This window comes from Streptomyces sp. NPDC029041 (assembly GCF_040637515.1).
Lineage (GTDB): Bacteria > Actinomycetota > Actinomycetes > Streptomycetales > Streptomycetaceae > Streptomyces.
In genome coordinates, this window is record NZ_JBEZWO010000007.1 from 101,067 (window position 1) to 120,180 (window position 19,114).

Annotated in this window: 17 protein-coding genes; 12 read left to right on the forward strand and 5 right to left on the reverse strand. The window is 72.9% G+C overall.

From position 1 onward, the window contains the following. The first annotated feature begins 53 nt into the window (after positions 1 to 53). The 7 genes from AB0F04_RS19110 to AB0F04_RS19140 all read left to right on the forward strand — a co-directional run bounded on the left by AB0F04_RS19110 (position 54) and on the right by AB0F04_RS19140 (position 7,905). On the forward strand, positions 54 to 1,517 hold the full coding sequence (locus AB0F04_RS19110; RefSeq protein ID WP_362042986.1) for an aldehyde dehydrogenase: 1,464 nt from the start codon (positions 54 to 56) through the stop codon (positions 1,515 to 1,517). Continuing rightward, complete coding sequence (locus AB0F04_RS19115) at positions 1,510 to 2,439, forward strand: 3,4-dihydroxyphenylacetate 2,3-dioxygenase (RefSeq protein ID WP_362042988.1); 930 nt, start codon at positions 1,510 to 1,512, stop codon at positions 2,437 to 2,439. The genes AB0F04_RS19110 and AB0F04_RS19115 overlap by 8 nt, the downstream gene beginning before the upstream one ends. Continuing rightward, positions 2,432 to 3,277 (forward strand): fumarylacetoacetate hydrolase family protein, encoded by an 846-nt coding sequence (locus AB0F04_RS19120; protein ID WP_362042990.1) that lies wholly within the window; start codon positions 2,432 to 2,434, stop codon positions 3,275 to 3,277. Before AB0F04_RS19115 ends, AB0F04_RS19120 begins: the two co-directional genes overlap by 8 nt. 163 nt (positions 3,278 to 3,440) lie before the next feature. Continuing rightward, the gene (locus tag AB0F04_RS19125) at positions 3,441 to 4,043 is read left to right on the forward strand and encodes a TetR family transcriptional regulator (RefSeq protein ID WP_352098559.1); all 603 of its coding nucleotides are present in this window, start codon (positions 3,441 to 3,443) and stop codon (positions 4,041 to 4,043) included. 138 nt (positions 4,044 to 4,181) lie between these two features. Beyond that, positions 4,182 to 5,642: an APC family permease gene (locus tag AB0F04_RS19130; protein WP_362042992.1), complete on the forward strand. Its 1,461-nt coding sequence runs from the start codon at positions 4,182 to 4,184 to the stop codon at positions 5,640 to 5,642. An 80-nt stretch (positions 5,643 to 5,722) separates the two neighbouring features. After that, positions 5,723 to 7,213, forward strand: a complete 1,491-nt coding sequence (locus tag AB0F04_RS19135) for an aldehyde dehydrogenase (RefSeq protein WP_362042994.1) — start codon at positions 5,723 to 5,725, stop codon at positions 7,211 to 7,213. After that, on the forward strand, positions 7,210 to 7,905 hold the full coding sequence (locus AB0F04_RS19140) for a gamma-glutamyl-gamma-aminobutyrate hydrolase family protein (RefSeq protein WP_362042996.1): 696 nt from the start codon (positions 7,210 to 7,212) through the stop codon (positions 7,903 to 7,905). Before AB0F04_RS19135 ends, AB0F04_RS19140 begins: the two co-directional genes overlap by 4 nt. 14 nt (positions 7,906 to 7,919) lie before the next feature. Here AB0F04_RS19140 and AB0F04_RS19145 read toward each other — a convergent pair whose 3' ends face one another. Beyond that, the gene (locus AB0F04_RS19145) at positions 7,920 to 8,492 is read right to left on the reverse strand and encodes a MarR family transcriptional regulator (RefSeq protein ID WP_362042998.1); all 573 of its coding nucleotides are present in this window, start codon (positions 8,490 to 8,492) and stop codon (positions 7,920 to 7,922) included. A 125-nt stretch (positions 8,493 to 8,617) separates the two neighbouring features. Here AB0F04_RS19145 and AB0F04_RS19150 point away from each other — a divergent pair, with 125 nt between their 5' ends. After that, positions 8,618 to 9,559: an LLM class flavin-dependent oxidoreductase gene (locus AB0F04_RS19150; RefSeq protein WP_362043000.1), complete on the forward strand. Its 942-nt coding sequence runs from the start codon at positions 8,618 to 8,620 to the stop codon at positions 9,557 to 9,559. 15 nt (positions 9,560 to 9,574) lie between these two features. On the opposite strand, the gene AB0F04_RS19155 is transcribed toward AB0F04_RS19150, so the two are convergent. Then, entirely contained in the window at positions 9,575 to 10,606 is a 1,032-nt protein-coding gene (locus tag AB0F04_RS19155) for a LuxR C-terminal-related transcriptional regulator (protein WP_362043002.1), read from the reverse strand. 202 nt (positions 10,607 to 10,808) lie between these two features. Between AB0F04_RS19155 and AB0F04_RS19160 the strand changes: the two genes are divergently transcribed. Genes AB0F04_RS19160 through AB0F04_RS19175 form a run of 4 tightly spaced genes read left to right on the forward strand, consistent with a single transcriptional unit; the run spans position 10,809 to position 16,225 of the window. After that, positions 10,809 to 11,819 carry a sugar ABC transporter substrate-binding protein gene (locus tag AB0F04_RS19160; RefSeq protein WP_362043004.1) on the forward strand — a complete coding sequence of 337 codons (1,011 nt, stop codon included), beginning with the start codon at positions 10,809 to 10,811 and terminating at the stop codon, positions 11,817 to 11,819. 10 nt (positions 11,820 to 11,829) lie between these two features. Next, entirely contained in the window at positions 11,830 to 13,500 is a 1,671-nt protein-coding gene (locus AB0F04_RS19165; RefSeq protein WP_362043005.1) for a sugar ABC transporter ATP-binding protein, read from the forward strand. Further along, positions 13,497 to 14,480, forward strand: coding sequence for an ABC transporter permease (locus tag AB0F04_RS19170; RefSeq protein WP_362043006.1), 984 nt, complete (start codon positions 13,497 to 13,499; stop codon positions 14,478 to 14,480). The genes AB0F04_RS19165 and AB0F04_RS19170 overlap by 4 nt, the downstream gene beginning before the upstream one ends. 47 nt (positions 14,481 to 14,527) lie before the next feature. Further along, on the forward strand, positions 14,528 to 16,225 hold the full coding sequence (locus tag AB0F04_RS19175; protein ID WP_362043518.1) for an amidohydrolase: 1,698 nt from the start codon (positions 14,528 to 14,530) through the stop codon (positions 16,223 to 16,225). Positions 16,226 to 16,256: 31 nt separating this feature from the next. On the opposite strand, the gene AB0F04_RS19180 is transcribed toward AB0F04_RS19175, so the two are convergent. The 3 genes from AB0F04_RS19180 to AB0F04_RS19190 are packed head-to-tail and all read right to left on the reverse strand — an operon-like array spanning position 16,257 to position 18,936. After that, on the reverse strand, positions 16,257 to 17,162 hold the full coding sequence (locus AB0F04_RS19180; protein ID WP_362043007.1) for a metal ABC transporter permease: 906 nt from the start codon (positions 17,160 to 17,162) through the stop codon (positions 16,257 to 16,259). Further along, positions 17,159 to 18,007 (reverse strand): ATP-binding cassette domain-containing protein, encoded by an 849-nt coding sequence (locus tag AB0F04_RS19185; RefSeq protein ID WP_362043008.1) that lies wholly within the window; start codon positions 18,005 to 18,007, stop codon positions 17,159 to 17,161. The genes AB0F04_RS19180 and AB0F04_RS19185 overlap by 4 nt, the downstream gene beginning before the upstream one ends. After that, a complete protein-coding gene (locus tag AB0F04_RS19190; RefSeq protein ID WP_362043010.1) occupies positions 18,004 to 18,936 on the reverse strand; it encodes a zinc ABC transporter substrate-binding protein in 933 nt (310 codons plus the stop codon). The genes AB0F04_RS19185 and AB0F04_RS19190 overlap by 4 nt, the downstream gene beginning before the upstream one ends. Positions 18,937 to 19,114 lie beyond the last annotated feature (178 nt).

The following is a 19,114-nucleotide window of genomic DNA, read 5'->3' on the forward strand; positions in this document are numbered from 1 at the left end:
TTCCCCGCGCCCCTAGGGACGTGCAATGCCCCTCGTCGAATGGAACTCTTCTCATGTCTGACGACATCAACGTTGCCGGTGTCTCCGTTGACACCCGGCACTGGATCGGCGGCCGGCGCGTTGCCTCCGCCCGTACTTTCACCGATCACTCGCCCATCGACGGCAGCGCGCTCGGCGAGATCGCCCGGGGCGGGCCCGCCGAGGCCGAAGCCGCTGTGGCAGCCGCGCGGGACGCGTTCCCCGGCTGGGCCGCCACCCCCCGCGCCGAACGCGCCCGCATCCTGCACGCCGTCGCCGACGGTGTCGAGAAGCGGATCGAGGAGCTGGCGATCGTCGAGACCACGGACAACGGCGCCCTGCTCCGTTCCCACCGGCGGGGCGTCATGCCCCGGGTCGCCCACAACTTCCGGTTCTTCGCGGACTGGCTGCTCGGGCTCGGCCACGAGGACTTCGACACCCGCGGCCACACCAACCACGTCAGCTGGGACCCGGCCGGGCCCTGTGTGCTGATCACCCCGTGGAACGCGCCACTGATGCTGGCCACCTGGAAGGTCGCCCCCGCCCTCGCCGCCGGTGACACCGTCGTCCTCAAGCCCGCGGAATGGTCACCGCTGACCGCCTCCCTGCTGGCCGACATCGCCGCCGAGGCCGGACTGCCCGCCGGTGTCCTCAACGTCGTCCAGGGCTACGGCTCCGAGATCGGCGACGCGCTCACCTCCCACCCCGACGTGCGCCGCATCAGCTTCACCGGATCCGTGCCGACGGCCCGGCGCATCGCGGGGTCGGCCGCCGCGAACCTCACGCCCCTGAGCCTTGAACTGGGCGGGAAATCACCTCTGTTGGTGTTCGCCGACGCCGACCTCGACCTGGCGGTCGACCTCGCCGTGGAGCAGTACGACAACGCCGGGCAGGTCTGCCTGGCCGCCACCCGGCTGCTCGTCGAGGAACCGGTCGCCGAGGAGTTCACCCGCCGGTTCGTCGAGAAGGCCACGGCGCTGCGGCAGGGCGACCCGCGTGACGAGAGCACCGACATCGGGCCCAACATCCACCCCCTCCAGCTGGAGAAGATCGACGGCTTCGTGCAACGGGCCCTCGCGGCGGGGGCGCGAGCGGTCATCGGCGGGCATCGCGAGGAAGGGCAGTACTACGCGCCGACCCTGCTCACCGGCGTCGCCCAGGACGCGGAGATCGTGCAGGAGGAGGTCTTCGGGCCGGTCCTGACCCTCCAGACCTTCGCCGACGAGGACGAGGCCGTACGGCTCGCCAACGACACCCGCTTCGGGCTGGCCGCCACCGTCGCGACCGGTGACCGTGAGCGGGCCGAACGGGTCACCGCCCGGCTCGTCGCCGGCACCGTCTGGGTCAACTGCTTCTTCGTACGCGACCTCCAGGCACCCTTCGGCGGCTCCCGGCAGTCCGGGGTGGGACGCGAGGGCGGGACCTGGAGCTTCGACTTCTACTGCGACCTGAAGAACACCGTCACCGCCCCGAAAGGTTGGAACCAGGACCATGGGTGAGATCGTCGGGGCCGGGCTGCTCGCCCACGTGCCCACCATCGTGCTGCCCGAGGCAGACCGGCTGGAGCTCAACGAGGGCAAGGAGATCACCCTCGTCACCGGGCTGCGGGAGCTGCGCCGGGACGTCTTCGAGCGGGATGCCGCCGACGATTACGACACCGTCGTCGTCCTCGACTCGCACTGGGCGACCACCGTCGAATTCGTCGTGACCGCGCAAGCGCGCCGCGCCGGGCTGTTCACCTCCGAGGAACTGCCGCGCGGCATGTGCAGGATGCCCTACGACTTCCCCGGCGATCCCGAACTCGCCCACAACGTGGCTGCGTTCGCCGACAAGCGCGGCACCTGGATCACTCCGATCGACGACGCGTACCTGCCGATCTACTACGCCACCCTCAACCTCTGGAAGTACTTGGGGGAAGGCCTGCCCGACAAGCGGTGGGTCACCATCGGCGTCTGCCAGACCGGCGACATGGAGGATCATCTGCGGCTCGGGCGGGCCCTCGCCGACGGGATCGCCGCGACCCCCGGGCGACGCGTCCTGGTCATCGCCTCCGGCGCCCTCTCGCACACCTTCTGGCCCCTGCGCGAACTGCGCGACCACGAGGCGAGCGACCCGGTGCACATCCGCACCCCCGAGGCCCGTGCAGCGGACCGCGAGCGCATCGCCTGGTTCAAGGAGGGCCGCCACGACAAGGTCCTCGACACGATGGACGAGTTCTGGAAGTTCAAGCCCGAGGCGAAGTTCTTCCACTACCTGATGATGGCCGGTGCCCTGGGCGAGCGGCGCTGCGTCGCCCGGGCCCGTCAGTACGGCGACTACGAGAACTCCGTCGGCACCGGCCAGGCCCACCTCTGGTTCGACCGCCCCGCGGGCGGCTGGACCGCAGACCACCCCACCGCGCAGGAGTCCGCCCATGCCTGAGTACCGCCGCATCCTCCTCGACGGCGCCGCCGTCCAGGTCACCGCCGACGGTGACGAACTCGTCGCCGGGGACGGCCGCCGGGTGAAGGCCGACGACGCGCGGCACCTGCCGCCCGTCGTGCCGTCCAAAGTCATCGCCGTGCACCTCAACCACCGCAGCCGGGTGGACGAGTTCGGCATCGGGCTGCCCGGCACCCCCACCTACTTCCACAAGCCGACCTCCGCCCTCAACTCCCACCGGGGCGCCGTCGTCCGCCCCGAGGGCTGCAAGTGGCTCAACTACGAGGGCGAGGTCGCCATCGTCATCGGCAGGACCGCGCGGAACATCGCGCCGGCCGAGGCGGGGGAGTACATCGCCGGGTACACCGTCGCCAACGACTACGGCCTGCACGACTTCCGCGACACCGACGCCGGGTCGATGCTCCGGGTGAAGGGCTCCGACACCCTCTGCCCGCTCGGCCCCGGCCTGGTCACCGACTGGGACTTCCACGGCAAGCGGCTGCGGACGTACGTCAACGGGGAGGTGGTGCAGGACGGCTCGACCGACGAGATGACCTGGGACATGCACTACCTCGTCGCCGACATCGCCCGCACCATCACCCTGTACCCCGGGGACGTCCTGCTGTCCGGCACCCCCGCCCACTCGCGTCCCGTCCAGCCGGGCGACGTGGTGGAGGTGGAGGTGGAGGGACTCGGACGGCTCACCAACCACATCGTCACCGGGCCGACCGCCATCCGCACGGACGTGGGCGCCCAGCCCACGGAATCGGAGGAGGTCCTCTCGACCGCCCTAGGCGGCGACTGGGAGTTCCGTGGCATCCGGCCGCCGCGCCGCTGACGCGGAGCCCGGCAGCGGTGGTGCGGGCGTGCTCCCCGGGCCTCCGGCCGCCGGCGCGGCATGCGACGGCCGGTCCGCCGGCGCGGAGTCGGGAAGCGGCGGTGCCGGCGTGCTCCCCGGCCGGCCCGTCGTCGCGCGGGACCGCCCCGGTAGGGTCACGGGCATGACCGAGCCCGCCGGGCGCCGCCCCCGCAAGCGCGTGAACTACGGCACGGGCCGTGAGGCCCTGCTGGAGGCCGCCGTGCGGGTCGTGGCCCGGGGCGGGCTGCGCCGGCTCACCTACCGGGCCGTCGCGGAGGAGGCCGGCGTCACCCACGGCCTGGTCGTGCACCACTTCGGCTCCCGGGACGCCCTGATCGAGGAGGCCGTGGCCCACGCCATCCGCTCCTCGCTGAACAGCAGCGCCCTCGAACCGGGCACCGGAAGGGCCGCCGACTTCTCGGTGGGGCTGACGGACATGGTGGAAGCCGGGCCGGACCTCCAGGCGTTCCAGTACGAACTGCTCCTGGAAGCCCGGCGGCGCCCCGAGCTCCTGGCCCACCTGCGTTCGCTGTACGACGAGTACTTCGACGCGACCCGGCGCGAGCTCACCCAGATGCTGCCCGGCCCGGTCGGCGAGGGCCTGTCCCGGATGGTGTTCGCCACCCTGGAGGGACTCGTCCTGCACCAGCTGGTCTTCGGAGAGCGCGAGGTCATCGACGAGGCCCTGGACGAGCTGCGCTCGGTGCTGCGGCTGCTCGCCGAGCGGCCCGGCGACGAAGCCTGACCCGCTTTCGGCCCCTGCCGTCCCGCGCCGCCGCAATCCCTCGTCCCTCACCCCTTGCCAAACGGATAGTTCCGCCCCACGATGAGGCAACTCGTTTGGCCTGAAATGATCCTTCCTCCCCTCTGGCAGGTGATCCGAGTGGACAGTCAGACGGTCTCCCGGCACACGGCGGAACCGGACACGCCCACCGCAGGCACGCTCAAGCCCAACGCCCTCGGCGTCCTGGGCATCCTCTTCTTCGTCCTGTCCGCCCAGGCCCCGCTGACCGGCATCGCCGGCGCGGCCCCCATCGCCGTGGCCCTCGGCAACGGCCCCGGGGTACCCGCCGCCTATCTGGTGGCGGGCCTGGTGATCCTGCTGTTCTCGGTGGGGTTCGTCGCCATGGGCCGCCACGTGGTGGACGCGGGCGCCTCCTACACGTACATCGGCAAGGGCCTCGGCCGCACCACCGGCACCGGCAGCGCGGGCCTCGCCCTCTTCGCCTACTGCACCATCCAGGCCGCGATGTACGGCCTCTACGGCGCCATCGTCAGCGGCCTCGTCGCGAGCCACACGGGCCTCGACCTGCCGTGGTGGGTCTGGACGCTGGCCACCATGGCCGTCGTCCAGGGGCTCGGTGCGGCCGGCGTCGAGATGGGCGCCAAGGTCCTCGCCGTGTTCGTCCTCGCGGAGTTCAGCATCCTGTCCGTCTTCGCCCTGGTCACCCTCTTCAAGGGCGGCGGACCCGAGGGGCTCGGCCTCGCCGGCAGCTTCTCCCCGTCCGCCGCCCTGGACGGCGCACCGGGCGTGGCCGTGATGTTCGCCGTGGCCTCCATGTTCGGCTTCGAGGCCACCGCCATCTACGGCGAGGAGGCACGCGAGCCCAGGAAGACGGTGCCGCGGGCCACCTACCTCGCGGTCGCCGTCGTCACGGGCTTCTTCGCCCTGGTCTCCTGGATGCTGATCTCCTCCTACGGCGCCTCGAAGGCCACCGCGGCCGCGGGCAGGGCCCTGGAGAGCGGGGACGGCGCCGGGTTCGTCTTCGCGCCCATCGCGGCGGACTTCGGCGGCTGGGTCGGCGACGTCCTGCCGGTCCTGCTCGCCACGTCCCTCTTCGCCGGCATCCTCACCTTCCACAACTCGGCCAACCGCTACCTGTTCTCCCTCGGCCGCGACCGGCTGCTGCCGCTCCGGATGTGCCGGCTCAACCGGCGTCACGCGCCCTGGACCGCCGGCTGCGTCCAGACGGCCCTGGCCGTCCTGCTGGTGGTGCCCTTCGCGCTGGCCGGCAAGGACCCGGTGCTGACCCTGTTCTCCTGGTTCAGCGGCGTCGCCGTCCTGGCGATGATGCTGCTGTACCTGCTGACCTCGGTGTCCGTCGTCGTCTTCTTCCGCCGCTCCCGCCTCGACACCCGCCCCTGGAACACGCTGATCGCACCCTCCCTGGGCGCGCTCGGCATCGCGGGAGCGATCTGGCTCATCCTGGCCAACTTCACCACCCTCATCGGCGGCGAACGCACCGCCGCCCTGTGGCTCACGCTGTCCGTCCCGGTCGTCATGGGACTCGGATCGGTCGCTGCACGGGTGCGGGGGAGGGCTGTCGCGGCTGCCGACGGCTGACCGCGAGCACGGCAGTCCGCAGGCACGGCCGTCCGCGCACAGTCCCGCCCATATCGTTTGAGATCAAAGGAGGATTCCTCATGCCGGCCGTCCCCCACGACGAGTGGCTGCGCCGCGCCAAGGCGTTCCAGCTCTCCGGTGGCCATCACATCGACGGCGCCGAAGAGGCTGGGGGAGGGGCGACGTTCCCGGTCGTCTCCCCGCGCGACGGCCGGGTCCTCGCCGAGGTCGCGGACGGCGGAGCCGCCGAGGTGGACGCGGCCGTCGCCGCCGCCCGGCGGGCCTTCGACGCGGGCCCCTGGCCGCGCCTGGCACCCGCCGAGCGCGGCCGGGCCCTGCTCCGCCTCGCCGACCTGCTTCAGGAACGACGCGAGGAGCTCGCCCTCACGATCAGCCTGGAGATGGGCAAACCGATCGCGGACGCCTGCGGCATCGAACTGCGCGCCGCCATCACCACGTTCCGCTGGTACGGCCAGCTCGCGGACAAGCTGACCGACGAGTCCCCGCACACCGCCCCGGACGCCCTCGCCCTGGTCACCAGGGAACCCGCCGGGGTGGTGGGGGCGGTGGTCCCCTGGAACTTCCCGCTGACCCTGGCCGGCTGGAAGGTGGCCCCGGCCCTGGCGGCCGGCTGCACGGTCGTCCTCAAGCCCTCGGAGTACTCCCCGCTCTCCGCCCTGCTCCTCGGGCGTCTGGCCACCGAGGCCGGCCTCCCGCCCGGCGTCCTCAACGTCGTCACCGGCGACGGCCCGGCAGCGGGCCGCGCCCTCGGCCTCCACCCGGACGTCGACGTCCTGGCGTTCACCGGCTCCACCGCCGTCGGCCGCCACTTCCTGCGCTACGCCGCCGACTCCAACCTCAAGCGCGTCTGGCTGGAACTGGGCGGCAAGTCACCCAACATCGTCCTCCCCGACGCCCCCGACCTGGAGAAGGCCGCCGCCACCGCCGCCTGGGGCATCTTCTTCAACCAGGGCGAGATGTGCACCGCACCCTCCCGGCTCCTCGTGCACTCCTCGATCGCCGAGCGGGTCACCGAGGCCGTGGTCCGGCGGGCCCGTGAACTGAGGGTGGGCGACCCGCTCGACCCGGAGACGGAGATGGGCGCCCTCGTCGGCCGGGCGCACCTGGACCGCGTGCGCGACCACATCCGCCACGGCCTCGACGAGGGCGCCCGCCTGCGCACGGGCGGCGACCGCGTCCTCGCCGAGACGGGCGGGACCTATCTCGAACCCACCGTCTTCGACCGCGTGGACCCGGGCTCACGACTGGCCCGGGAGGAGATCTTCGGCCCCGTCCTGTCCGTGCTCGCCTTCGACGACCTCGACGAGGCGGTCCGCCTGGCCAACGCCACCGAGTACGGCCTCGCGGCCGGTCTGTGGACCTCCGACCTGTCCACCGCCCACCAGGTGTCGCGCGCCCTGAAGGCCGGAACGGTCTGGGTCAACTGCTACGAGGAGGGCGATCTCACCGTGCCCTTCGGGGGCATGAAGCAGTCGGGCAACGGCCGCGACAAGTCCGTCCACGCTATGGAGAAGTACACCGAGCTCAAGACCACCTGGATCCAGCTGTGACCCGCCCGCTGATCGCGATCCCCGCGCGCTTCTCCGCCACCACTTCGGCCCTCCGGTACGCCGCCGAGGTCAACGCCCGCGCCCTGATCGAGGCCGTGTGGCGGGCGGGTGGCGAACCGGCGGGCATCCATCCGGCGGACTCGGGCACCGCCGACCGGCTGGCCCGCTTCGACGGCGTCCTGCTCCCCGGCGGCGGCGACCTCGCCCCCCACCGCTACGGCGCCACCGACACCCACGACACCGTCTACGACGTCGACACCCTCCAGGACACCTTCGACCTGGACGTCGCCCGCCACGCCCTGGAGTCGGGCCTGCCCCTGCTCGCCGTCTGCCGCGGCCTCCAGGTCGTCAACGTCGCCCTCGGCGGCACCCTGGAGCAGGACATGGGCGGCCCCGAGCACGAGCACCGCCACCTCGTGCACCCCGTCACCCTGGAGCCCGGCTCGCTCGTCGCCCGGGCCGCGGGCACCGAGAAGACCGACGCGTCCTGCTACCACCACCAGCGCGTCGACCGCCCGGGCGCGGGCCTGCGCGTCACGGCCCGGGCGGCCGACGGCACCGTCGAGGCCCTGGAACTCCCCGGCGCCCACGGCTGGTTCACGGCCGTCCAGTGGCACCCGGAGGACACCGCACGCGAGGATCCCGCCCAGCAGGGCCTGTTCGACGCGCTCGTGCGGGCCGCGGCCCGGTGAGGCCGCGGCGGTTCTCAGGCCCGGGGCCGCCGGCCGCTGCGCCGCGGGGCGGGTTCGGCGCCGCCCAGCAGGGACTGCCGTCGCTCCTCGCCGTGCTCCTCCACCTGGAGCACCACACTGCGCAGCCCCTCGGCGAGGCTGCGGCACTCGGCGTCGCTGAGCCCGGCGGTGACGAAGGCCTCCTCCTCGTTGAAGGCCGGGAACACCCGCGCCATGAACTCCTCGCCCTCGGCGGTGAGGCTCAGCAGCACCAGGCGCCCGTCGCTCGGATGGCCGTCCCGCCGCAGCAGGCCCCGGGACTCCAGCGTGCGCACCACACCCGTGAGCGTGCCCTTGGAGATCCCCGCCTCCTCGGCCACGTGCCGGGTCTCCGACTCGCCCCACACCCAGACCACCCACAGCACCACGAAAGCCGTCCAGGTCAGATCCGAACCGCGCAGCACCGAGTTCTCCAGGTGCTGCCGCACGGCGGACGCGGCCCGGTAGATGTTCGCCACCGCCGCCATCTGCTCCCGGCGGATCGCGATGCCGCCCAGCTTCGCCGCGGCGAGATTCTCGGCTTCGGTGATGGATCGGTGCCCCGGCACGAGCGGCTCCTTCGTCTGGTCGCGACCGCCTCGGTGCGGTCGCGACGCGTCACACACGGGCGGCTCAACCCCGTCGCCCGGTCGTTCGGACTCAAATTGTACGAAGCCGAAAGGAAGAACCCCTCATGCCCAGCCCTCCCCGCATGCTCCTCGTCCTCAGCGAGAACTGGACCCTCACCGGCGGCCGGGCCGATCTGCCCCTCGCCGTGCGCTGGGCCCGCGAGGCCGAGGACGCCGGTTTCGACGCGGTCATGGTCAGCGAGCACATCGTCCTGGGCCCCGACGCGGCGGCGGCCGGCATCATGGGCAACCCCCGCGACTACGCCCTGCCGGGCAACCAGGACCCGTACACCCCCTGGCCGAACTCCCTGCTGCTGCTCGCCGCCATCGCCTCCGTCACCTCCCGGTTGCGCCTGGCCGCCGCGGCCGTCCTCGCCCCGCTGCGTCACCCCCTGCTGCTCGCCCGTGAACTCGGCACCCTGGACCTGATCAGCGAGGGCCGTCTGGTCGTCCAGCCCACGGTGAGCTGGAGCAAGGACGAATACGAGGCCCTCGGTGTGCCGTTCGCCCGTCGCGGGCGGCTCCTCGACGAGCACCTGGACATCTGGGCGAAGGCCTGGGGCCCGTCCCCGCTCTCCCACGACGGACCTCACTACCCCTTCCGGGACGTCTACTTCGAGCCCAAGGCCCACCGCTCCGACGGGCCCCGGCTGTGGTTCGGCGGACAGCGCCTGCACGGCCCGGTCCTGCGCCGCCTCGTCGAGTACGGCCACGGCTTCCACCCGCTCGGCCGGCCCACACCCGAGGACCTGCAAGGGCTCAAGGAGGCGATGTCGACGGCCGGGCGGGACATCGCGGAGCTGGAGATGATCGGCGGAACCCAGGCCGTGTTCCCCGACGACCGCTCACCGGCGGACCTCGGCGCGGCGCTCTCCGTGATCCCGGAGCAGGTGGAACAGGGCTTCACGACCTTCTGCGTCAAGCCGAACCAGTTCATCGACGACCCCGAAGGCATGGGGGAGTTCTGCCGCGAGGTCATGCGGCGCGTCGAGGCGCTGACGTCCTGAGCGCCCCGGCCCGGATCACCGCTCGACGAACCGCGCCAGGTGATCCGGGCCGGGCCGCAGCAGCCCGTCCCGCACGGCGAGCGCCGTGGCCTCGGCCCGCGAGGCGCAGCCGGTCTTGCGCAGCAGGTGCTCGACATGGCTGTGCACGGTCCGCGGAGACAGGAACAGCGCCTGGGCGATCGCCTGGTTGGTCTGCCCGGTGGCGGCGCGGGTGAGCACCTCCAGCTCCCGGGGGCTCAGCCCGTACGGCAGTTCCGTGGGCGTCTCGTGCACCAGCACCGCGTCCGCGGCCAGGCCGGGTACCGCCGGATGCCGGTGCAGCACGACCCGCCGCCAGCCTCCGCCGGCCGGCCACAGCAGTCGCAGCCGCTGCCCGCGCGTGCCGGCGAAGGCGTTCAGCAGCGCACCGAAGCCGTCTGCCTCCCGCAGGACCCGGGGCCGGTCGCGGCCGGGCAGGTCGATGACGCGGCCGTCACCGGTGACCAGGCTCGCCGCGTCCTCTCCCGCCAGGCCGTGCAGGTCACCGGCGTGGGCCAGCGGGTCGGCGAAGGCGGCAAGGGCGGGGATCACGCAGGCGAGCAGCCGCCGCGCGTCGGTGTCGTAGGCGTCCGGGCTTTCCGTGGACAGGTGCACCAGGCCCACCAGCCGGCCCCGCTGCCGCAGTGCCCCCGTGACACCGTCCCGGAAACCGGCCGGGCGGACCCGCTCGGCGTAGAACCAGCCGTGCCGGAAGCGGGGCCCGGTGTCCTCGGTGTCCTCCGCGTCCTCCGAGATGGACGGCGGCAGCTCCCGCCGTACGACGTTGCGGTACCACGGCGTCGCGACGAACTCCCCGGCGAGGGCCTGCGAGGCCTCGGGGGTGTAGCCGATGCCGGCGATCTGCACGTGGGCGCCGGTCAGCGGGTCGATGGTGAGCAGGGTCGCCGCGTCCAGGGGCAGCGCACGGGCGAGTTCGCGCAGGGCCTGCGCCGAGGCCGAGGTCGTGTCGCGCTCGCGGGTGAGCATGCCGATGCGGGCGGCTGCCGCGATCTGGTGGTGGCTGGTCATGACGAGCCTCCGGTCGGCTCGGACTGCAATGTCGTTTGGGGCCTAACGATAGGGCTCCCGTTCGGGGCCCGGCAAGGTGCGAGGAGAAGTCCGGCCGTGCCGCGGTGGGTATTTGTACGGATGGTGCGGCGGGCCCGGCGGGACTTTCCTGTTCGGCACAGCCGGACGCCCCAGTCGGGCCCGCCCCTCGGAGAGCCCCGCCATGACCCCACCCCCGTACACCGCCTCGCGCAGACACTTCCTCGCCCTGTCCGCCGCCACCGCCCTCGCCGCCGCCGGATGCTCGGCCCCGGAGAACACGGCCGCCTCGGCCAAGCCCTCGGCCTCCGGCGGCACCCGCCTGACGCAGATCGGCCTCGACTACCCCTTCACCCAGCTCCCGCTCTACTCCACGCTGGTGAAGCTCTCCACCGCACAGGCGAAGCGGCACGGCATCTCACTGCTGACGACGAGCGACAACGCCAGTGCCGACACCCAGGCCACCAACCTCAACACCTGGGTCGCCCGCAAGGTCCCGGCGGTCGTGTCCTTCCCCATGGTGTTCGAGGCCGCCGAACCCATCGCCAAGGCGGCCCTCGACGCCGGACTGATCTGGGTGACCTACGGCGGCTCCCTGCAGCACCAGAGCGCCGACATCAAGTTCAGTTTCCGCGAGGGCGGCACCCTGCTCGGCGCGGCGGCGGCGAAGTGGGCCCAGGAGCACCTCGGCGGCAAGGGCAAGATCGCCTTCCTCACGGACGACACCATCGAACTGGGCCGCGAACGCACCAAAGGCATGATCGACGCCTTCACCGAGGCGGCGCCCGGTGTCGACGTGGTGGCGCGGGAGCAGTCCATCGACCCGGACACGGGCCTGTCGAAGACGAAGGCGATCCTCGCCAAGCACCCCGACCTCAACCTCGTTCTCGGCGTCACCGACGCCGCCGCGTACGGCGGATTCAAGGCCCTGCAGCAGGCGGGCCGGGACAAGGACGACGCGAAGACCTTCGTCGGCGGCCAGGACGGCTCCGCCCCCTCCCTCCTCGCCGTCAAGCAGGGGACGTTCTACCGGGCCTCCGCCGCCCTCGCCCCCAAGGACATCGCCGCGGCCATCGTCGACGTGCCGCGCGCGGTCGCCGCCGGGAAGGCGAACCCGAGCGCCCAGGTGCCCATCACACTCGTCCAGCGCGCCGACACCGCCCGGATCGACGCCCTGCTCGCCCAGAACGCCTAGGGCCGGTGCCATGACGACGACGAACCTCCGCATCAGCGGCCTGACGAAGTCCTTCGGCGGCGTCCGGGCCCTCGACGGCGTGGACCTCACCGTCCCCGCCGGCCAGGTGCACGCCCTGCTCGGACACAACGGCGCCGGCAAGTCCACCCTCATCAAGTGCCTGGGCGGCGCCTACCCGCCCGACGCCGGCACCATCGAGGTCTGCGGGACGCCGTACACCCGGCTCACCCCGCGCGAGTCCATCGCGTCCGGCGTGGCGATCATCTTCCAGACGCTCAGCGTGGTCGACGCTCTCACCGTGGCGGAGAACATCTTCCTCGGACAGGAATGGACCCGGCACGGCCGCATCGACCGGCGCGCCCAGGAGGAGCTCGCCGCCGGGCTGCTCCAGCGCGTGGCCGCGAAGTGCTCCCCACGCGACCGCGTGGGGGATCTGCCCATGGGGCAGCGCCAGTTGGTGGAGATCGCCAAGGCCCTCAGTCGCAGCGCCGCCGTCCTCGTCCTCGACGAACCGACGGCCGCCCTGTCCGGCGCGGAGACCGATGCCCTCGCGGAACGCGTCGAGGACCTGCGCGCCCAGGGGCTCGCCGTCGTCTACGTCACCCACCTCCTGGGAGAGGTGGAACGGCTCGCCGACGCGGTGACCGTGCTGCGGGACGGACGGGTGGCCCACCACGCCACGGTGGCGGGGCGGACGCGGCGCGAGCTGGTGGAGGCCATCACGGGCCCACCGGCGAAGCACGTGGGACCCCGGCCGGAGACCGGCCAGGGGGAAGGCGGCCTCGGCCCCACGCAGGCGACCGACGCACATCACAGCGCGCCCGCGCCGGTCCGCCGGGTGCCCCGGGCCGCGTGCACACCGGGCCGGGAGGAGACCGGGGCCGCGCCCTCACCCGCTCGGGAGGCGACCCGGGCAGCGCGCACACCGGCCCCGCCCCGGCTGGTGATCGAAGCCCTGCGGGGACCCGGCTTCGGCCCCGTCGACCTCACCGTGGCCGCAGGGGAACGCGTCGGCCTGTTCGGGCTCATCGGCTCCGGCCGCACTCGCATCCTGGAGACCCTCTACGGCAGGCGCCGCGCCACCGCCGGTACGACACGGGTCGGCGACCGTACCGTCAGCCCGGCCCGTCCGGCCGACGCGCTCGCAGCCGGGATCGCGCTCGTCCCCGCGGACCGGCGGGCCCAGGGCCTGTTCCCGACGATGACCGCGCAGGACAACGCGCTGCTGCCCTCCGTGCAGTCCCTGTCCCGCTTCGGCGTGCGGGCGCTGCGCTCCGAGCGGCGGGTGTTCGGCGCCCTGGCCGACGCGGTCGGGCTGCGCCCGGCCAGGCCGGGGCTGCCGGCGGGCTCGTTCTCCGGCGGCAACCAGCAAAAGCTCGTCCTCGGCCGGTGGATCAACGAGGCCCGGCACGTGGACGTGCTGCTGCTGGACGAGCCGACGCAGGGCGTCGACGTGGGCGCCCGGCAGGAGATCTACCGGGTGGTGTCCGCCCTCGCCGGGGAACGCGGCACCGCCGTGCTGTTCGCCTCCAGCGACCCCGAGGAGATCGTGGCGCTCGCCGACCGCTGCCTGATCGTCGCGCAGGGGCGGATCGCCGGCGAACTCTCCGGTGCCGAACTCACCGAACAGGCCCTGCTGTCGGCCGTTCACGACCCCCTGACCGCAGAAGGAGCAGCATGACCACCGCCGACCAGGCCCTCCCACGGCCCCGCCTGATCACCACGAGCGGGCTCGCCGCCGTGCGCCGCAACCCGCTCCTCGTCGTGCTCGTCGCGATGGTGCTGGTCTTCCAGCTGACCACGGGCACCTTCCTGGACCCGGCCAACCTGAGCGGCATCGCCACCGACGCCGCGACCCTCGCCATCGTCGCCGTCCCGCTGGCCCTGCTCGTCATCAGCGGCTACCTCGACCTGTCGGTCGGCTCCACGCTCGCCCTCGGCGGGCTGGTGGGGGGCTGGCTGGCGGGGCAGCACCACCAGTCGCCGGCCGTCGCCCTGCTCGGGGCGCTCGCCGCGGGGGCGCTGGTCGGGGCCGTCAACGGCGTGCTCTGCTGCTGGTTCGGGCTGTCCGCGTTCATCGTCACCCTGGGCATGCTGACCGCCGTACGGGGCCTGGCGCAGCAGCTGTTCCCGCTGCCGCTGAGCGGCTTCGGCTCCGGGTTCGCCTGGATCGGCGGGGCCCGCCTCGCCGGGATCGCCGCCCCGGTCGTCATCGCGGCGCTGGTGCTGGCCGCGGGCGCCCTGTTCCTCGCGCTCACCCCGGCCGGGCGGCACGTCTTCGCCATCGGCGTCAACCGGGAGGCTGCCCACCTCTCCGGGATCCACATCCGCCGCACCCCGTTCGCGCTGTTCGTCGCCACCGGCACGGCCGCCGCCCTGGCCGGGGCCATCAAGGCATCGGTGCTGGACAGCGCGGTGGCGGGCACCTCGGGCGCCGGGTTCGAACTGACCGTGCTCACCGCGGTGCTGCTCGGCGGCGTCGCCCTCACCGGCGGCTCCGGCTCGATCCTCGGCGTCCTGCTCGGCGTGCTTTTCCTCGGCGGCCTGCAGAACGGCCTGACCCTGCTGAACGTGCCGACGTTCTGGCAGCAGATGGCCCAGGGCACCGCGCTGGTGGCCGGCGCGGCCCTGGCGTACTTCGCACCCCGCACCGGCCGCTGATCCACCTTCCCCCTGAAATGAGGTCATCCGTGAGCGACACCGCGTCCGTGGACGCCACCGCCCCCACCCTCGTCCTGACCGGCGGGCAGGTCCTCACCGTCGACGCCGGGTTCACCGTCGCCGAGGGCGTGGCCGTGCGCGGCCGGGACATCCTGGCCGTCGGCAGCGACGCGGAGATGCGTGCCCTGGCCGGGCCCGGCACCCGGGTCGTCGAACTGGGCGGCAGGACCGTGCTGCCCGGCATCAACGACTCGCATCTGCACGGCGCCGCCTACGGCATGACGAAACCGCCGTTCGCCCTCGACGTCGGCCACCCGGCGGTCGCGTCCCTCGCCGACATCGCCGCGTCGGTCGGCCGGGCGGCACGGGAGACACCGGCAGGCGAGTGGATCATCGGCCTGGGCTGGGACCCCGGCTACCTCACCGAGTGCCTCGCCGATCCGGGCCGCTTCCCCCACCGGCGGGACCTCGACGCGGTGGCGCCCGAGCACCCGGTCTGCCTGACCGACTTCTCCTCGCACATGGTGTGGGTCAACTCCGCAGCCCTGCGCCGCTGCGGCATCGACGCCCGCACCCCGGCCCCGCCCGGCGGTGTGATCGACCACGACCCCGACGGCCGGCCGACCGGCATCCTGCGCGAAGCCGCCGGACGGCTCGTCCAGGCCGAACTCCCCGCACCGACCCGCGCCCAGCGCCGCCGGGCCATCCAGGGCGTGATCAGCGAACTGCACTCCCGCGGCATCACCAGCTACACCGAGCCCGGCCTCGGCCCCGGTGGCGCCGGCTCCCTCTTCGGCGGCCTGAGCACCGACAACTGGAACGCCTACGCCGACCTCGCCGCGAGCGGCGAACTCCAGGCCCGCGTCAGCGTTCTGCTCCTGCCCGCGCCCATGGGCGGCTCCGCCGCGGACGTCCGCGCGGGGCTGGCCGAACTGCGCCGCCCCCAGTCCGCCGACCCCCGGATGCTGCGGGCCATCGGCGTCAAGATCTTCGCCGACGGTGTCCCGCCCAACCGCACGGCGTTGATGAGCGAGCCGTATCCGGACGGCGGTCACGGCGCCCTGTGCGTGCACGGCGACACGCCCGCGCTCCAGGTCCACGAACTGAGCGAGATGATCAGGCTGGGCCACGAGGCCGGCTTCCAGCTCGGCGTGCACGTCACCGGCGACCGGGCCATCGACCTCGTGGTGGACGCCTTCCTCGCCGCGAACACGGCCGCGCCCCGCCCCGACGCCCGCCACTACGTCATCCACGGCGACTTCATCAGCCCGGGCAGCCTGGCCAAGCTCGCCGCGCACGGCTACGGCGTCAACATGAACCCCGCCATCAAGTGGACCATCTCCGACCTGATGGACGAGCTCGTCGGCCCGGAACGCTCCGCCTACCAGTGGCCGGTGCGCTCCGCGCTGGACGCCGGCGTACGCGTGTGCGCCAGCTCCGACGCGCCCATCACCGAGCCCGACTGGCGCCAGGGCGTGGCCGCGATGATGCTGCGCGAGTCCAAGGCCAGCGGCCGTGCCAGCGGTCCCGAGCAGTGTGTCCCGCTCGCCGACGCCCTGCGCGCCTATACCGCTACCGCCGCTTGGCAGGACTTCGCCGACGGCTGGAAGGGCACCCTCGAAGCCGGCCGGGTCGCCGACCTGTGCGTCCTGGACCGGCCGCTGCTGGACCTCGACCCGCACGACATCACCCGGGCGCAAGTGGATCTCACGGTGTTCGACGGGCGGGTGGTCTTCGAGCGGTGACGCGCACTCGGGGGCGAGCCGTGAGGCCCGGTCAGGTGCGAGCGGTGACACCCGCTCGGGTCGCCCGCACCGCCGCGCGCCGCGCCCCCCACCGCCGCTTGCGGTACCGGCCGGCCGCCCGGCACACCGCGTAGACGGTGAACGAGATCGTCGTGACGTAGGGGCTGATGGGGATGCTGCTGCCCAGGGCGAGCAGGATGCCGCCCTCGATGGAGACGACGGCGAACAGCACGCTCAGCGCGGGCAGCAGCACCGGCGACGCGGTGACGCGGGCGGCAGCCGCGGCCGGGGTGACGACCAGGGAGAGCACCAGCAGCGCGCCGACGATCTGCACGGAGAGAGCGACCGCGAGCCCGAGCACCAGCATGAACGCGAAGGACAGCGCACGCACCGGCACTCCGCGGGCCTGCGCCACGTCCGGATCCGTGCTGGCGAAGGCGAGCGGGCGCCACATCACCGCCAGGGCTGCCAGGACCAGGACGGACGTGCCCAGCAGCCAGGACATCTGCGGGGTGTCGACGGCGACGATCTGCCCGGTGAGCAACCCGAACTTGTTGGCCGCCCGGCCCTTGTACAGGGCGAGGAAAAGGACGCCGAGCCCCAGGCCGAACGGCATGATGATGCCGATCACCGAGTTGCGGTCCCGCGCCCGGGATCCGAGGACGCCGATGGCACCGGCGGCCAGCAGCGAACCGGCGATCGAGCCGACCACGATGTTCGCGTCCAGCAGCAGGGCCGCCGAAGCGCCCGCGAACGACAGCTCGCTGATGCCGTGCACCGCGAACGGCAGGTCCCGCATCAGGACGAACACCCCGGCCAGCCCGCCCACCAGGCCCAGCGCCACGCCCGCGACGAGAGAGTTGCGGACCAGGGCGAGGAGTTCGCCGTAGTCGGTGAAGTCGAAGATCTGGTGCCAGATCCCGTCGGCGAGTGTCATGCGCGCACTCCGTCCGTCTCGTGGGCCTGCTCGGGGTGGTGCGGCGGGCCGGCCGTCTCGTCGGGAGCTCCCGCGACCACCACCCGGCCCCGGACGCGGAGCACGTCGACCTGTGTGCCGTAGAGGCGGGACAGCGACTGTGAGGTCAGCACCTCGTCCGGGGTCCCGGACCGGTGGCCGCCGGGGGCCAGGTACAGCACGCGGTCGGCCATGCCCAGCACGGGGTTGATCTCGTGCGTCACGAACACCACGGCCGTGCCGTGGGAGCGGCGCCGGGCGTCGATGAGCCCGGTGACGGCCCGCTGGTGGTGCAGGTCGAGCGACAGCAGCGGCTCGTCGCACAGGAGGAGCCGGGGGTCGGTCGCCAGGGCCTGCCCGATGCGCACGCGCTGCCGTTCGCCGCCGGAGAGCATCCCGAGCGGGACGTCGGCGTAGGCCGTGGCGCCGACCGACTCGAGGATCTCGTCCACCCTGCGGCGGACGCCGCCGGTGCGCAGCCGCAGCCCGAAGCGGTGGCCGTCGATGCCGAACCGGACGAGGTCGCGGGCACGCAGCATGGCCTGGGCGGACAGCGCCGCCTGCTGCGGGACGTAGCCGATGTGCCGTGCGGCCTCGCGCGCCGGCCGGCCGAGGACGGTCAGCGTGCCGGCCGACAGCGGCCGGCGGCCCAGCAGCGCCCGGACGAAGCTGGTCTTGCCCGCGCCGTTCGGCCCCAGTACGGCCAGGAACTCCCCGGGCCGCACGTCGAGATCGAGACCGCTCCACACCTCGCGGTCGCCGTAGGACAGGGCGGCCGCGCGCAGGGTGATGACCGGCGTGCCGTCCTGCCGGGGTATCGGGGTCACTTCGCCAGCGCGCTCGCGAGCGCGTCGAGGTTGGAGGTCATCCAGCCGAGGTAGTCCTTGCCCTTCGGCAGGGTCTCGGTCACGGGCACGACGGGGATGCCGGCCGCCTTGGCCGCCGCCTCGGCCTTCTCGGTCTGGGGGCCGGAGGTCTGCTCGTTGTAGACGAGGGCCTTCACCTTCTTGTCGCCGAACAGCGCGAGGCTCTCCTCAAGGACGCGCGGGGAGACGTCGTCGCCCTCCTCGATCGCCTCGCTGAACTGCGCGGGCGTCCGGTTGACCAGGCCGCTCGCCTCGGTCATGTACAGCGGTACCGGCTCGGTGATGGCGATGCCCTCACCGCCGTGCGCCTTCTTGATCCGCGCTTCCCTGGCCTCCAGGGGGGCGAGTTTCGCCTTGAAGGCGGCGGCGTTCTTCGTGAAGGCCTTGGCGCCGCCCGGGTCGGCCTTCGCGAGGGCGGCGGATATCCGGTCGGCGACCTGGGCGACGGTGGGGAAGTCGTACCAGACGTGCTCGTTGAGCTCGCCGCCCTTCGGCGCTTTCTTGCCGGACACCTCGACCGCGTTGATCACCTCGGCCGAGTCGTTGTGGCCGCTCTTGAGCATGCGGCCGACGAAGTCGTCGTAGCCGCCGCCGTTCTCGACGACGACCTTCGCCTTGGACAGGGCGAGCTGGTTCTGCGGGTCGGCCTCGTAGGAGTGCGGGTCCTGGTCGGGGTCGCTGATGACCGAGGTGACGTCGACCCGGTCGCCGCCTATGCGCCGGGCGATGTCGCCCCAGACGTTCGTGGAGGCGACCACGGCCACGCGCGCCGGTGTGCTCGTGCCGCCGCCGGAGGCCGACCCGGAGTCCGACGAGCTGCCGCAGCCCGCGAGCAGGGCCAGTGACGCGCTGGTGAGCAGCGCGATGCGGCGGGACGTGGACAGGGACATGGCTCCTCCAGGACGGGCGTGCACAAAGGTCATCGGCAGGCATCACGCTAGATGGGGATGAATGTCAGAAGCGGGCCGCGGTCGAAGTCATGTGAAAACCATTGCCAACTGTTGGCGATTCTCTGGACTGCCTATCCAAGCGCTGGACTCCTGGTCTAAAGTGAGGGGTGTGAGAGAG

Coding starts and splice junctions, on each gene's coding strand:
- AB0F04_RS19110 (WP_362042986.1), top strand. CDS start 54: ATGTCTGACGACATCAACGTTGCCGGTGTCTCCGTTGACACCCGGCAC.
- AB0F04_RS19115 (WP_362042988.1), top strand. CDS start 1,510: ATGGGTGAGATCGTCGGGGCCGGGCTGCTCGCCCACGTGCCCACCATC.
- AB0F04_RS19120 (WP_362042990.1), top strand. CDS start 2,432: ATGCCTGAGTACCGCCGCATCCTCCTCGACGGCGCCGCCGTCCAGGTC.
- AB0F04_RS19125 (WP_352098559.1), top strand. CDS start 3,441: ATGACCGAGCCCGCCGGGCGCCGCCCCCGCAAGCGCGTGAACTACGGC.
- AB0F04_RS19135 (WP_362042994.1), top strand. CDS start 5,723: ATGCCGGCCGTCCCCCACGACGAGTGGCTGCGCCGCGCCAAGGCGTTC.
- AB0F04_RS19150 (WP_362043000.1), top strand. CDS start 8,618: ATGCCCAGCCCTCCCCGCATGCTCCTCGTCCTCAGCGAGAACTGGACC.
- AB0F04_RS19155 (WP_362043002.1), bottom strand. CDS start 10,606: ATGACCAGCCACCACCAGATCGCGGCAGCCGCCCGCATCGGCATGCTC.
- AB0F04_RS19160 (WP_362043004.1), top strand. CDS start 10,809: ATGACCCCACCCCCGTACACCGCCTCGCGCAGACACTTCCTCGCCCTG.
- AB0F04_RS19165 (WP_362043005.1), top strand. CDS start 11,830: ATGACGACGACGAACCTCCGCATCAGCGGCCTGACGAAGTCCTTCGGC.
- AB0F04_RS19170 (WP_362043006.1), top strand. CDS start 13,497: ATGACCACCGCCGACCAGGCCCTCCCACGGCCCCGCCTGATCACCACG.
- AB0F04_RS19180 (WP_362043007.1), bottom strand. CDS start 17,162: ATGACACTCGCCGACGGGATCTGGCACCAGATCTTCGACTTCACCGAC.
- AB0F04_RS19190 (WP_362043010.1), bottom strand. CDS start 18,936: ATGTCCCTGTCCACGTCCCGCCGCATCGCGCTGCTCACCAGCGCGTCA.